Source organism: Flavobacterium sp. AK-345, assembly GCF_058310175.1.
This window is the reverse complement of record NZ_JBZEER010000003.1, coordinates 219,895-236,106: the sequence shown is the minus strand read 5'-3', so window position 1 is coordinate 236,106 and position 16,212 is coordinate 219,895. Positions and strand designations below refer to the sequence as shown.

General features: G+C 36.4%; 5 protein-coding genes. 2 read left to right on the top strand and 3 right to left on the bottom strand.

Annotated features, from left to right (window positions below):
* Positions 1-40: 40 nt before the first annotated feature.
* The 3 genes from AC4FQ3_RS07880 to AC4FQ3_RS07870 all read right to left on the bottom strand — a co-directional run bounded on the left by AC4FQ3_RS07880 (position 41) and on the right by AC4FQ3_RS07870 (position 2,690).
* Entirely contained in the window at positions 41-664 is a 624-nt protein-coding gene (locus AC4FQ3_RS07880) for a bifunctional nuclease family protein (RefSeq protein WP_042566126.1), read from the bottom strand.
* A 164-nt stretch (positions 665-828) separates the two neighbouring features.
* On the bottom strand, positions 829-1,797 hold the full coding sequence (locus tag AC4FQ3_RS07875) for an electron transfer flavoprotein subunit alpha/FixB family protein (protein WP_491181501.1): 969 nt from the start codon (positions 1,795-1,797) through the stop codon (positions 829-831).
* 146 nt (positions 1,798-1,943) lie between these two features.
* A complete protein-coding gene (locus tag AC4FQ3_RS07870; protein WP_042566128.1) occupies positions 1,944-2,690 on the bottom strand; it encodes an electron transfer flavoprotein subunit beta/FixA family protein in 747 nt (248 codons plus the stop codon).
* A 524-nt stretch (positions 2,691-3,214) separates the two neighbouring features.
* On the opposite strand from AC4FQ3_RS07870, the gene AC4FQ3_RS07865 reads away from it, so the two are divergent.
* Positions 3,215-6,184 (top strand): DUF8202 domain-containing protein, encoded by a 2,970-nt coding sequence (locus AC4FQ3_RS07865; RefSeq protein WP_491181500.1) that lies wholly within the window; start codon positions 3,215-3,217, stop codon positions 6,182-6,184.
* 85 nt (positions 6,185-6,269) lie between these two features.
* Complete coding sequence (locus AC4FQ3_RS07860; protein ID WP_491181499.1) at positions 6,270-16,208, top strand: RHS repeat-associated core domain-containing protein; 9,939 nt, start codon at positions 6,270-6,272, stop codon at positions 16,206-16,208.
* The last annotated feature ends 4 nt before the right edge of the window (positions 16,209-16,212 follow it).

Below are 16,212 nucleotides of genomic sequence, written 5' to 3'. Positions count from 1 at the left end.
GATTTAACGAATAAACAAATCCACGATTAAACAATCAGAATTATCTTTTTGAGATTTCGTCTCTAATTTTTGCTGCTTTTTCATAATCTTCCTGAGAAACTGCCTGATCTAAAAGTTCATTTAGTTCCTGTAAACTATGTTTTGCATAAACATCGCCGGATTGATTGCTTTCTTCTTCATGCCCGAAAGTTTCCGGATTCGAAAGTACATCATCTATTTCCTGAGAACCCTGATCTGTTTCTGCAGTATTTGATTTTAAATAAATACCCGCTTTGTCTAAGATATTTTTGTAAGTAAAAATCGGAGCATTGAAACGTAATGCCAATGCAATAGCATCAGATGTTCTGGCATCGATGATTTCTTCGATTTTATCTCTTTCGCAAATTAAGCTTGAATAAAAAACGCCATCAACCAGTTTATGGATGATTACTTGTTTTACAACAATGTCAAATCTTTCAGCAAAGTTTTTGAACAAATCGTGTGTTAACGGGCGAGGAGGTTTTATCTCTTTTTCTAAGGCAATAGCGATCGATTGGGCTTCAAAAGCTCCAATGACAATAGGTAGTTTTCTTTCACCATCAACTTCATTCAAAATTAAGGCATAAGCGCCATTTTGAGTTTGACTGTATGAAATTCCTTTTATGGACAATTTTACTAGACTCATATATATGGGTAAAAAAGGGCACTTAATGCCGCATTTTAATACTTTTTTTGATTGGAAAATAAAGGTGCAATTTTAATCAAAAAATATGGAACAAAAAAGCTACCTAAAACAAAGATACGATTATCTTGTTTTTAGGCAGCTATATTTTTATAGAGAATTTTAAATTAAGAATGCTGTGCTTTAAACGCTTTTAATTTCTCTGTTAACTTAGGGACAATTTCAAAAGCATCTCCAACAATACCATAATCCGCTACTTTAAAGAAAGGAGCTTCAGGATCGCTATTGATTACAACTTTTACTTTTGAGGAGTTAATACCCGCAATATGCTGGATAGCTCCGGAAATTCCTATTGCAATATATAAATTTGTTGCAACCGGTTTTCCTGTTTGCCCAACGTGTTCGCTGTGAGGTCTCCATCCTAAATCAGAAACTGGTTTAGAACATGCGGTTGCAGCGCCTAAAACAGCGGCTAAATCTTCAACTAATCCCCAGTTTTCAGGACCTTTCAATCCACGTCCGCCAGAAACTACGATATCCGCATCAGCAATAGATACTTTTCCGGATACTTTTTCTACAGATTCTACTTTTACTCCAAAGTCATTATCTCCAATAGTTGGATTAAAATCTTCTACAGATGCAGATCCAGCACTTTCGAAAATTCCGTAAGAGTTTTTTGCAAGGCCAAGAACTTTTACATCTGTACTAATTTCGGTAATATTAAAAGCTTTGTTTGAGAAAGCATTTCTTTTTACCTGAAAAGGAGAAGTGCTTACCGGTAATCCAACAACATTTGAAGCAAAACCAGCATTCAAAGCTACTGCTACCAATGATGATAAATAAATACTGTCTGTAGTAGAAGAAAGTAAAACAACTTTTGTTCCTTCTTTTTCAGCAGCTTGTTTGATAACATCGGCGTAGGCCTTCGCAGTAAATCCTGCTAATTTATCGTTTGTAACTTTTAGAACTTTATCAACTCCGTATTTTGATAATTCGCTTACATCGCTAATGTTTACAGTTAAAGCGGTAACGGTTGTTCCTAAAGTTTCTGCCACTTTTTTAGCGTAAGAAGCTAATTCAAAAGCAACTTTTTTAAATTTTCCTTCTGCAGATTCTGCATATATTAATATTGACATGATTTTTTTAGATTTTAGATTTTAGATTTCAGATTCTTTGAAAATGAAACCTAAAAAGATTATTGATTTTAGATTTGAAGTGAATCAAATGTTTAATTTAGATTTTAACCTTGCGCAAAGCAATCTAAAATCTAAACGCTACAACCTTAAATCACTTTAGCCTCGTTGTGTAATAGATTAACTAACTCATCCAAGTTATCTGCAGAAATTAATTTTACAGCTGATTTTGGAGCTGGTTTTTCAAATTTTACCGCTTTTGTATTTACAGGAGCGTCAACTGGCTCTAGAATAGTAAGTGCTTTTGTTCTTGCCGTCATAATTCCTCTCATGTTCGGAATACGTAAATCTTTTTCTTCAACAAGACCTTTTTGTCCACCAATAATAAGAGGTAAAGTAGTGCTTACAGTTTCTTTTCCACCATCGATTTCACGAACTGCTTTTACATTGTTTCCATCAACAGTTAAAGAGGTACAAGAGTTTAAAAAGTTAGAACCTAAAATTCCTGCAATCATTCCGGGAACCATCCCGCCATTGTAATCTAAAGATTCTTTTCCTGCAATTACAAGATCATAACCTCCATTTTTAATTACTTCTGCCAGTTGTTTTGCAACAAAAAAACCATCAGTTGGATTTGCGTTTACACGAATAGCTTCGTTTGCACCAATTGCCAAAGCTTTACGCAAAGTTGGTTCAGTATCAGGACCTCCAACATTCACTACAGTAACGTTAGCACCTTGTTGTTCCTGAAACCAAATAGCACGCGTTAGACCAAACTCGTCATTAGGATTAATTACATATTGTACACCATTGGTATCAAATTCTGAGTCACCATTGGAGAAGTTAATTTTTGAAGTAGTATCAGGCACATGGCTGATGCAAACTAATATTTTCATAAGTATATATTTTGAATTTATAATATGCTTTTACAAATTTAGAATTTAATTTGGAATAATTATACTATGCATGCATAATATTTTTAAAAACTATTACGATTTCGGAGAAATGTACAATATAGGCTGAAATTAACTTTTTGAAAGTTTCTAAATGGAAAGAATAATCCAGATTATGTAGGAAAAGTTTAGAAATATTTCTTAATGCGTTTTGAGTTATTATACTTGTTATAGTAAAATGTAAATATAAGTTATTGATTTATAGTTTGTTTGTTGTTTCTGTTTTTTAGGAATATCTCCCTGTCATAAACCCCAATTTAGTTAATTAAGTAAGGAGAAATCAATGATCTTTTTTTCTTTTTTCAGAATTAGCTAAGTGTCAATATTTTATCCTAAAATATATTTGTAAGAAAATATATCTATTTTGTTTTGATAAGTCGAAAAATTAACTTAAAATTGTAGGAAATTTATGTTAAATATATTTTAATAAAAAGTTAAGCGAGTCACTATAATCAAAATAAGCATTAATGGTAAGAGTAAGAAGTATAATTTGGAGTTTTGTTTTTGTTATTAATTTTATAGGTTATAGTCAATCTCCCGGTGGAGTTCCCGGGTCACAGGTTTGGTTTAAAACAAATCAATTGCCAAATGGCTATTTCAACTGGCAGGATTTTAGCGGGAATGGCGTTAAGTTTAATGATTGGAATAGTACTAAGGAATATACTTATACCAATCGTAATTTTAATTTTAACACCGGGCTTTATATGAATGGCTGGAGCAGTGAGTTTTTCTTAAATCAAACCAACTTACAGCAAGCTACAATAATTGGAATTTTTGGTTTTGTAACCACTAATTTTAACTACGAGACTACTTTATTCGGAGTTAAAGGCCGACCAAATGAAGGCACATTGATTACCAATGATAAAGTGGTAAACAGTGCCGAAAGAGATGGCGAGGTTTTGGATTATGGGGAAGCAAATGGAGAAGATTTGTACCGTAAACAAGACAACAGCGAAGGATCAGAAGCCAAATTTATGGAACGTTCCTTAAAAATTGTTTCTTACTATCAATATCAGCAGCCTAATATTTCGGTTTGGGGAGAAGATCAAAAGTCAAGTCTAACTCTTGGGAATGTTCATATTAATGAACCCAATGGTTTTTCAACCTATACCATGAAAAATTTCTATAATAATCTGTATGGTTATCTGCCCGAATTATTTGTCTACAGCCGTATTTTAACACTACTTGAACGCCGAAAAGCCGAAACTTATCTGGCTGTAAAATATGGTGTGAGCTTAACTAATTCTTATATAGCGAGTGACGATAAATTAATTTGGGATTATAGTGCAAACACAGCCTACAACAACCGTATTACCGGAATTATGCGTGATGATGCCAGTGGTTTGAATCAGCCTTTTTCTACTACAAGTTACGAAGAAGGACCTTATTATTCCGATTCGTATGATTCTTATCAGGATCCTGCTTATAGAGACCAGTCTACACGTTACCGTTTATTGGCAATGGGGCAGATGCCCGCAAATGAATTGGCAGATAAGAATGCCGCTTTATGGGGGGACGACAATGGTATTTTAGCCACTAAAGATGCCGGTGGTATTGCAGGGATAAAACGAATGGCAAGAACATGGAAACTTGTTACGAACATTCCGAACCCAACATCAGAACAAAAGAAATTACTTTTTAACAGTACAGGTTTTGAGGTAGATTCAAATTTAGGTAAAAGTACATTTACTAGTGATTATGCGTACGAAGGAGGAATAAGTGTCACAAAAACGCCAACACAGAAAAAAAATGGTTATCTGGAGTTTAAAACAGTAGCAAAAGGAAGCGACGTAACAGTAAAATTTGGAGCGCAGAACGGGCTTGCTGGACCAATGGATTATGGTATAAAAATGGATGCAAACGGATCCATTTATGCAATTGAAAACACCAAACAACCCTTTTATTTAGGGGTAATAATACCTAATTATCATAAAACTACGATAGAGAAAAAAGGAAATCAGGTTTTTATAAATATATATGATCCCAACGGTGTAAAATCAATCACAACAAGAATCCTGACTGTTTTGCCTGCAGATGTCGATAAGGATTTTTATGGCGTCGTATCGTCAGTAAATAAAACGGTAGATTTTTCTCTGACAGTACTTCATGGTGGTTTTGTAGCAACAGGATCAAGAGTTGAACTTTCTTACGATAGTTCAAGAGCGGCAGAATTTGCAAACTATACAGACAGGAGTTACCTGATTATAGACCGTTCTGGTACTGGAGAATTTGGGGTTGATAATGTAGAATACCTACCCATTAGTGAGATCGACAATACCCGAAAAAAAATAATTTTCAACAATGTATTATGGGATACAGATGGTAATGGGAAAGATGTTTTTTCTTTTGGATATAAAGATAAAGCGGTAAAATTAATTGCCGTTGAGGAAGCCATACCGCCTACTTGCGCTGAAGGAATTTTACAACAAGACGGAAAAATTAATATTGAAGTAAAAGAAGGTCTTCCGGCATATAAATACACTTTGAATAAAACGGGGAGTGCTACGGTTTTGCAAACAGGGACTTTTAATGAACCTAAAAAAACGCTGACCAATCTGGAAGCAGGCACCTATGATTTGACTCTGGAAATGGTAGGAACCAATATTGAAAGAAGTGGTGGAGAACACCGTTTTGAGGCAGCTGTAACAATAACAAAAACAGGATTAATCGAGCCAGGAAATGGAAGTTTAGAATGGGCAGTATCTGATCTTCCTGGGCCTGGATATGAAAATAAATTTATAGGTTTTATCAATCAAACAAACCGCACCACAGATATGTTGAATTTTGGAGTGAAGATAAGTGGAAATGAAATGTTTTTCGTTACGCTTGGAGGTTGGTCTGATATTCTTTTAGCAAAATTAAGTAAAGGCGATAGAATAAAATTGGAACTTCAGAACGGTATCTTAAAATGCTCGGTTAATGGCAGCGTAGTAGGAACTAAAATTCTGAATTCCTACGAGTTGGAAGGAGCTAATTTTGGATATGTAGGTCTTGAAGGAACAAGTAATGGTATTTATAATATAACTCACACCGGTTTTGTAAACAGTCCTGCCAAACTTGGATGGACAGCGGCAAACTACTTAACCATAACAGAAGGTGACGGTATAGCCAGCAAAGTAGTGCAAAAAATAGAGATTAAAGCTCCAGAATGTAAAGAAATTCTACCACCGATAACACCACCTGTAACAGATAATCTTGTCGTAGCTCCGGTACCTTCAAAAGCAGGGGCAAATTTCAATATTTATGTAAAATTAAATAATCCTTCAGAGATGATGGTATTGATATTTAATACAGCAGGGACATTAATAACGCAGCTTCGAAATCCGGAACTTCAAAAAACAGGCACGTTTACTACCAGTATTCCCACATCAGGAATTTATATCATAAAGGTATTGACAACCGAGGGTGAATTCTCTAAATCAATCATTATACAGTAGTAAAAATGAAGGCTTTTTTCAAAACCTCAGGCTTACAGATCAAAAAATAATCATCCATACCAATTCAGGAAAATTAATACCAATAATGGAAAATAAAGAGAATATAAAATCAAACCTGCAAAGAATTACTGCGAGTATATTGGCTGTCATAATCTTTGGGCAAAGCGCACTTGCCTATAATTTAAGTACTGCCAGAACGGTATCTTTTAATACAGTATCGGGAGCAAATACTCAAAATAATATACAGAAGCATGCGGCAGTATTGCCAAATTTGAAAGCAGCAGATAGTAACAGCAAGAAAAAAACGACCGAAAACCTGCCTGATGAAAACAAGCAGCTTATAATTCCTGCGACCGAAAATGGAGGAGTTATCGGGTTGTATGCAGGTAAACTTCTGGATAACCCTGCAGATAATGTATTCCATTTTTCACTTAAGGAAAAACTAAACCCGGGAGATCGTGTTAAGCTTGTTTACGAACTACAGGGTATTTCAGACTATCATGGTGCTGCAATTAGTATCAACGACGAATTTTCAAGAGGAGGAAACTGGGTACAAAAGAGCGACCAGTGGAGCACGCAGGAACAATATATTAGTGCAGGAAGCCTGCAACAGGGAGATAATACTCTTTTATTTTCATTACCCGAAAATGCAGCCTATGGTTATCAGGTTCGTAACCTTGCGTTGGTAATCGAAAAAGGAAAATCAAAATCATTGCAATTAGACAATCTTACTGCTTTAAGTTATAATGGACAAGGATATATAAGTGGTTTTGTAGATGGATTGACATCAGACAGCAAGATTAGTATTGAAGGAAAAGAAATTCCCCATCAAAACGGATTTTTTGAGTATGTTATGCCAGCACAAAACAATTCAAAAGCAATTGTAAACATTACTGCAGCCGGACAAACTTTACATCAAAATATTGTAATGAAACCGGTTTCGGTAACACATCAGGAACCTTTATTGAATGTTCTTTCAGGAAGTTCTAAAACATTTGTAAAAGGACAAAAAATGACATTGTCTATTGGCGCTGCCAGTATTGAAGTTGATAAAACTGCCTTGTTAGAAAATAAAACATTAAGCATTACCCCTTTACGATCTATTGATCTGCCTGCTTTAGACCCTTTAATGACCAATTTAACAAATGGCAGAGGATATCGTTTTTTACCACACGGAGAACATTTTGCTGATGGAGCGGTGGTAAAATTAGGATACAACAAAGAATTACTTCCTCCGGGTTATACGGAAGAAGATATTCGTACTTTCTTTTTTGATAAAAACACAGGACATTGGGAAGCATTGGAGCGTGATAGTTTAGATGTTGCACATCAAATCATTATCTCAAAGACCACCCATTTTACTGATATGATCAACGGTGTTATCAAAACACCTGAATCTCCAGACACGCAAGGTTTTGCTGGTACCATGATGAACGACATCAAGGCAGCAGATCCTACAGCAGCAATACAAACCATACTGCCGCCAAGCGCAAACCAACAGGGATCTGCAAATTTAAGTTATGCTATCGAAGTGCCGGCAGCACGAAACGGAATGCAGCCCAGCATCAATGTAACTTATAATAGTGATGGAGGTAGTGGCTGGCTTGGTGAAGGCTGGGACATAGAAATACCTAAAATTACGGTAGATACTCGCTGGGGAGTACCGCGTTTTAGCCCTACAGAAGAAACAGAAACGTACAGCCTTAACGGCGTAATGCTAGTGCAAATGGACAACCAAAATGCAACAGTAGCGCATCGTGGTGATAAAATAGCCCGTAAAAGCGGTGAAGTACAATTTTATCCTAGAACGGAAAGTAATTTTAGTAAAATTATAAGGAAAGGAAATGGCACCAGTGATTACAGCTGGTATGTAACAGATAAAAGCGGTACTGTTTATATTTACAGAGAAGCAATTAAAGGGCAGAATGGAAATATTGCAGAATGGTATCTGGGCCAAGTGACAAATACGCATGGTGATTACATGGCATATGTTTATAGTGCAGGAAATGAAACCGTTGGTAAAGTTTTCGCAGGCTCTAAAACTTTACTTTACATAGATTATGGCCGCATTAATACAACTTTATTCTCTCGTCTTCTCTTTACAAGCGGTGCTGTTAAAACAGTAAAAACCAATAGCGGACGTTATGGGTTTTTAACTTCGCAGCAAAGATTACTGACTAATATTAAAGTAATAAATTTGGGTTATAATACTGTACGAAGTTATTCCTTTATATATAAAAAAGACGACGGGGCATTCAAGAAAACCCTTTTAGAAAAAATAGTACAAAATGATGCCAGCGGTGCCAAATTTAACGAACATGTTTTTGAATATTATGATGATGTAAAAGCGGCAGAAGGTTATGTACCTTTTAGTACTAATACTGAAAATTGGAATACAGGAAAAGATAATATAACAGGAAACGGTGTTATTACAAAAGCACCTATTATCAAAGACGGAGTAATTTTTAATGATAAAATATCAGTACTGGGTGGTGGTATTTCTACCTCTGGAGGGTTTTCTTTGTATGTAGGAGTTGGTATTAATGATGGAGCTTTAAATTCTACAGTTAATACCGTGGGTGGTAGCTTTTCATTTTCTCCTGCAGAATCTAAAGGACTTTTGGCATTGGTAGATATTAATGGAGATGGTCTGGCCGATAAAGTTTTTAAAGATTCAGGAAACATTTATTACCGACCTAATTTAGGGAATAGTGTTTTTGGCGATCGACAGGAAGTTCATGGAATCTCTACTATCTCATTGACAAAATCAACAGCAGTAAGTTACGGACTTGGAGCAAAATTCGGATTTGGGAATGTAGTAGTTACTGAAGGAAGGAGTTTGCAAAATAGTAAAAGTACTAACAGCACCTATTTTCAGGATGTAAACAATGATGGTCTGGTCGATTTAGTGCGTGATGGGGTGGTATATTTTAACCATATTGTTCAGTTAAATGGGAATGTAATCCCAACATTTACAACTTCGAGTTTTGATACCGAAAGCCCCATAAAGGCCGGAGGCAAAATAGATACTAGCTTTACTGCTGTAGATCCTGCAGAACAAGCAGAAGCTATTGCCAACTCGCCTTCACACAACGTTGTAAGAGTTTGGGAAGCTCCATTTGCAGGGACTATAAAAATCGAAAGCATCGCAACCCTTATACCACCAACAGGAACTTTTGATGAAGCAGAATATGCTTTAGCAGATGGTGTTTTTGTTGGTATACAAAAAGGAAACGTACAAATTATATCACACAAGGCACTTACAAAAACGGCTGCCTCAGCAAATCTTTCTATTGCAGGGCAAACAGTAGTAAAAGGCGAAAAAATTTATTTTAGAGTACAGTCAGGAAATACAGATCTGGCAAATGGAGCTTTTGATCAGGTCGAATGGAATCCGGTTATTACCTATACAGATGCCAGCAGAATGAATGTACCTTTAAATCCTGAAGGACAGCAACGATTTAGTTATACTGCCACCGAAGGATTTGTACTAGATAATAGTACTGCAAATCTGGTAGTGCAGAAAGCAAACGAGGCAGGCGCACTACAAGTTACGGGAGTTTTTTCAAAACCCGTAACCAGCGATGCAGTCAAGGTCAGTCTTTTAGCAAAAAACGCTACCGGAAACTTTGTTACACTATGGTGTAAAACCTACGCGGCAACAGAAGCTTTTAATGGAATATTGACAGCCAAAACTGTTTTGCCGGCCATTACAGCCGATTATCAGGAAACAAAAATCACTATTACGAGTGATACAAATGTGGCCTGGGATAAAATTACATGGGATGCCAAATTAACGCATTATCCTTTAGGAGCTTATAGTTTGGTTACTTCAGTTCCTGATACAAATTGCACAGGAGCCAATTCGGTAAATATTACGGGAGTTTCAGATTATGAAACGGTTCCTTTTATAGATTACAGCATTTTTGCGGGTCATATTACAGAAGGAAAGGTATATACTGCAGCCACCACTGGACAACTTAGTTTAGTACCGGGCTTAAGAGCAACAATTACAAATGGAATTGCATATAACGTAACATTATCTGCAAAAACAAGTACAGGAGTTTTATTGGGAAAATACACCTATACAATGGTTAATGGAGTGCTTACAACAGCAACACCATTGATCATAAATACAATTACCGGAGATAAAATCTGGATCGAATATTATATCGGTGATCGTGCAGCACTTGGTAGTATAACAACAGCTGTAACAACAGTAACGATAAACGGAATTGCAGTGGAGGCGGCGGTATTTGCGCCTGCAATGAGTGATATGGAAAAATTTGGTCCAATGCAGCGCCATTGGGGGCAGTTTATATACAATGCAATGAATGGTCGTCAAAGTAGGGTTATAGATGAGAGCAAACTTGTATTGCCGGATTCTGATAAAGCCGAAACAGATCCTCGAAAAATGATTTTTATGATGATGACTCCTGACATAATCACTAAAAAATACTGGTCAGGAGCAGATAATTTAACGTATGTGAACGGAACAATTGTGTCAAGTTCCCGTTTAGGAGAAGATAATGTTATACTAACCAATCCGTTGGATGGTTTAACTGCAGGAGCTGCAAATACAAATAATCAGTATTGTACCGAAGGTTCGGGGGCATTTGCTGTTAATAAAATAACTAAATCACAAAGTGAATCTGAACAAAAAGGAGCAAATGGTTTTTCAGCCAGTATAGCAGATGGATCTTCAGAAGTTATTACTGATTTTCAGGATATGAACGGAGACGGTTTTCCGGATATTATTACAAAAGGAAATATCCAGATGACTAATAGTAAAGGTGGTTTTGATGGAGAAAACATTGTTATAAATGGATTGCATAGCAGCAGTAACAATGGTTATTCTGTATCATATGGAGGAGGGGCTTTCTTTTCTTCTTCTGTAACCACTGCCAGAGCAAATTATAGTGAAGCAAAAGCAAATGTTGGTAAAATTAGTATAAAAACAACACTCAGCGCAGCGCTAAAAGCACTTGATGCTAATGATGCAGCAAAATCTGCCTTAGGCAAAGCTAAAAATGAATCTAGTTCACTTACCATTAGTGGAGGTGTAAGTTACAATAAAGAGGCAACTGTACAAACTTGGACTGATGTAAATGGTGACGGTTTGCCGGATAAAATAATGAGTGATAAAAAAGTACAGCTTAATTTAGGATATGGTTTTACAGAAGCAATAGATTATGGTTTAGAAGATATTACAAAAGGAGAATCGATATTTCCCAGTTTTGGACTTGGTGTTGATTTTGGATCTTCTTCTATTAGTGCAGGATACGGAATTACAAAAAACATTAGTTGGAACGATTTTAGTCTGCAGGACGTTAATGGTGACGGACTCGTAGATCAGGTATTTAAAAACAATTCGGTTCGTCTAAATTTAGGAGACCGTTATAGTGCACCAATGCCTTGGAACGGATTAGAAGTTTTAGGGCAGGTTTCTTCAACTTCAGAATCGCTTAATACAGCTTTTACTGTTGGTATTCCAATACCAATAGTCACTCTGAAAATTGCAATAAATCCAGGGGTAAATGTTGGTCTTTCAAGTAACCGTGTCGAAACCCAATTACAAGATATTGATGGTGATGGTTTCCCTGATTACTTAACTTCTACGACAGATGATGCAATGGGCGTAAAACGTTCCACCATTGCGCGCACCAATAAGTTAAAATCAGTTCGCACACCGCTTGGAGGTGAGTTTATTGTAGACTATAGTCGAAGCACCCCAACATACGACCACCCGGGAGGGAAATGGGTAATGCAAAGTGTACTTGTAAAAGACGGAATCGCCAGCGATGGTCCTGATATGAAAACACAATTTGCCTATGCCAAAGGTAAATATGAACGACACGAAAGAAGTTTCCTTGGTTTTGGAGAAGTAAAAACCCAAAGTATCGATACAGAGAACGGCGATAAAGTATACAGAACACTAACACAAAATTACGATGTGTCTGATTATTATAATGCCGGGCATTTATTAAGTTCCGTTTTAGAAAGTAACGAGGGTGTAAATAGTACTTCAAATTCAGGAGTAAAATATACCCAAAGTAGTCAGGATTATTATACATATGGAGTAAAAGCAACAGGAGATAAATATGATTTTACTCCAGTAACTAAAATATGTTCAGACAGGGGTGTGAGTTTTAATCCAGTTAAAAATACAACTTCTTTTGCCTATGAAGGAGGCACAAAACCACTTAAATTAAGTGAAATAAATAACGAGTACTATGTAGGGTCAGGTGATTTTGGTGATTTGAAGAGTTACAGTTATAAAGACAACAGTACCGGAAATTATAAAACCGAGATTGGTTATGCTAATAATTTGACCAAGTATATTATAGGATTGCCAACGAGCAGCAAAGTCACGATGGGCAATCTGGCTGTACACGAGATAAAAGCCGTTTACGACATGAATTATGACAATCATTTAACGCAGGTAAGCCAGAAGCTCAATGATAGCCAATGGGCTGTTACCGACATACAATATGATAAATACGGAAATATAACCCAAAAAACACTCCCGGAAAATTATAAGAAACAGCGTTTGGTTTATAAATACCGCTATGACAATATATATAATATGTATCTGGAAGAAATTGTAGATAATTTTGAATTTCGCACCTACTTCAGGAATTATGATATGCAATATGGGATCGCACTGGAAACAGAGGATTTTAACGGATATGTAATGAAAAAAGAAATAGACGAATTCGGGCGTTTGACCAAAGTACAAGGACCAAAAGAAGCTGCAACTGGACAGCCATACACTATAATGATGGATTATTTTCCAACAACAGTGGTCTCAAACGGAAATATCACCAGAACTGCTTATGCGAGAACGAAACATTTTGATGCTCAGCATCCAAACGATCCTATCGAAACCGTAACTTTTGTTGATGGATTAGGAAGGCCAATTCAGGTTAAGAAAGATGCTGCCATTACAAATAATACAACACCCGATCAACAAAGTGATGTAATGGTAGTTTCTGGCCGTGCGAAATTTGATGCTTTTGGCCGTGCCAAAGAAGCCTACTATCCACAGACAGCACCTTTGGGCGATTGGAATAAATTTATGGACAGTTATGATTCGACTGCACCGACCAAAACCACGTATGACATTCTCGACAGACCAATTACAACGACTTTGCCCGATGGTGCAGCAACTAAAATGGCTTATACCATAGAAAGTAATTTACTTAAAACAGAAGTTACAGATGCATTAAACAATACCAATGCAAGTTTTGCCAACGGTTCAGGACTGACCATGAAAACTCTTGACGCCAACAATGTGGCTACACAGTTTGGTTATGACGGAATAAACAGACCAATAAGTGTAACCGATGCTCAGGGACAACAGACAATAAGTACTTATGATTTAGCCGACAGACGCATACAAGTTATTCAGCCAGACGCCGGAAAAAGTACTTTCAAGTTTGATCCTTTAGGGAATTTACTCGAAAGGCAAACAGCGAATCTGGAAGCTAAAAGCAAAAAGATTACATATGAATATGATTTTAACCGATTAACGAATATTAATTATCCCGAACATCCTGAAAATAATGTACGTTATGTTTTTGGGTCTAAAAACGAGAGCCAGAACCGTAGAGGGAAGTTAATTTTAATGGAAGACGTTACAGGCGCACAAGAATTTTCATACGGTGTAATGGGCGAGATCGAAAGTATTCGTAGAACCGTAATTGTGCCTAATCAGGCCATTGCAACCTATGTAACAAGCTGGAAATATGATAGCTGGAACCGTTTGCAGGAAATGATTTATCCGGATCAGGAAAAGATTAGTTATACCTACAATTCTGGAGGATTATTGCAGGCAGTGGCAGGCAAAAAAGCTTACAGCTACAATTATGTAAACAAAATAGGTTATGACAAGTTTGAACAAAGAAGTTATTTAAAATACTGTAACGGAACCGAAACCAAGTACAATTACGAGCCACTGAGAAGAAGACTAGATAATATGACCGTAGCTTCAGGAACGGGATATCAAGGCACCAATTCGCCAAGAATGTTCATGAACAACAAGTACCAGTACGACAAAGTAAGCAATGTACTGAATGTGACCAATAGTGCCGCAGGTGTAACAGCCAAAATGGGCGGAATGATGGCGCACAATTACAGTTACGATAATTTGTACCAGTTAACCAGTGCGAGTGGAGTGTACACCGGAGCCGACCAGAAAACGGCCAATTACAACCTGACAATGAAATATGATGATTTGCACAATATCGTGAGCAAAACTCAAAACGTAGCACAGAACAAAGTAAGTGATCCGGGAGCGTTGAAAGCGGGTTATGTAATGAATTACAATTACAACAGTAATAACAAACACCAGCTCGATAATGTATCCGAAACAGAATACAGAACTAAAAATACAGACCCAAAAGTTGACAAACAGAAAAACAACAAATATGTTTATGATGCTAATGGGAACATGATTTACGTAAATACCGAAGAAGTAAAAGCTGATGGTAAAGTGGCTGAAAAAGCATTCGAGAAAAAAATGCTTTGGGATGAAGAAAATCGTTTGGGAGCAGTAAGTATAAACGGTTATGTTTCATCTTACAGTTATGATGCAGGAGGCGAACGTGTAACGAAAATGTCTGGTGGAGGTCAGGGAATTTTTGTGAACTCTGTTTTCTCTGGAGGAAAAACTTCTACTAGTGATTTTACGCTTTATGTAAACCCTTACTTAGTGGCTCAGAATGGTGGTCGTTATACGAAACATATCTATATTGGAAGCCAACGAATTGTTTCTAAATTAGGAGATTTCGACAGTTACGGTGCAGATCCTCGACGTGTTGAAAAAGCAGGAGAATCATTCTCTGGTGTAAAAGTAGATTATGATACTAAATACAAAAAATCGTTAGAAACTGTTAAGGCAAATTACGCTTCGCTTGACGTTCTTTACTATGGTTTGGATAATAATGATTATGTAAACGGACTTGGATTTTGCTGTAATCCTTCTGGTGCAACCGCTTCCGGTGGTTCTTCAACAGGAAAAATGACAGCAAAAAATGATAATGCAGAGTTACAGCAATTTTACTATCACCCTGATCATTTGGGAAGTTCTTCGTATATTAGCAACTTAGATGGTGAAGTTGTACAACATGTTGAATACGTGCCTTTCGGGGAAGTTTTCTTGGAGGAAAAGAATGCAAAATGGAATACACCGTATTTGTTTACATCTAAAGAACTAGACAGAGAAACTGGACTTTACTATTTTGGGGCAAGATATCAGGATCCGAAACTTGGAATTTTTATATCGGTCGATCCATTAGCGGAGAAGTTTAAAGGATGGAGTTCATATGCTTATGCAAATAATAATCCTGTTAAATTTATTGACCCTACTGGAATGAGTGCAGAGGATACAGATCCTCCTACTTGGAAAGCAGCAACAGGAGAGGTTTATTGGGATGATAGTGATAATACAGTTTACCAGTCCAATTCTGATGGATCGTGGACTCAATCAACAGAGCTAAAAGAAGTATCAATTAAAGGTTATGTAAAACCATCTTATTTTGAAAATTATAATAAGGGTTACTATGATACTTACAAACATATTGAAGGAGAGAATCCATATTCTCCATATACTCCTGATGGTATTGGTATAACAGTTACAGGTTCTGTTGATTACAATTTTACAACTTATTCTAGTAGTTACAATTTGGTTTTAAATCAAAGAAATGAGCTTGCTGTTTTTCAAACTACAACAGTTGGGGTTTCTACTTCTCCAGGATTTAGTTTTAATTTAGGAGTATCTCCAGATATTTATGATACTTATGGAGGAGCTAATTTATTTAAATCAATAGAAGGTTATTCAAAAGGAGGAGCTTTAATGTATGATACTTTTGGGATATCGCATTCTCAAAGTGCAAGAATTAATGAAAAAGGGCAATTTGTTTTAGATAGAGGTGCAGGAGTTATGGTTAATAGTTTTCAATTTAACCTTAATCCAAGTGTAGGTGCAAGTTATGGAATTAGTAAAACAAAAAGATTGTTTTAAAGGT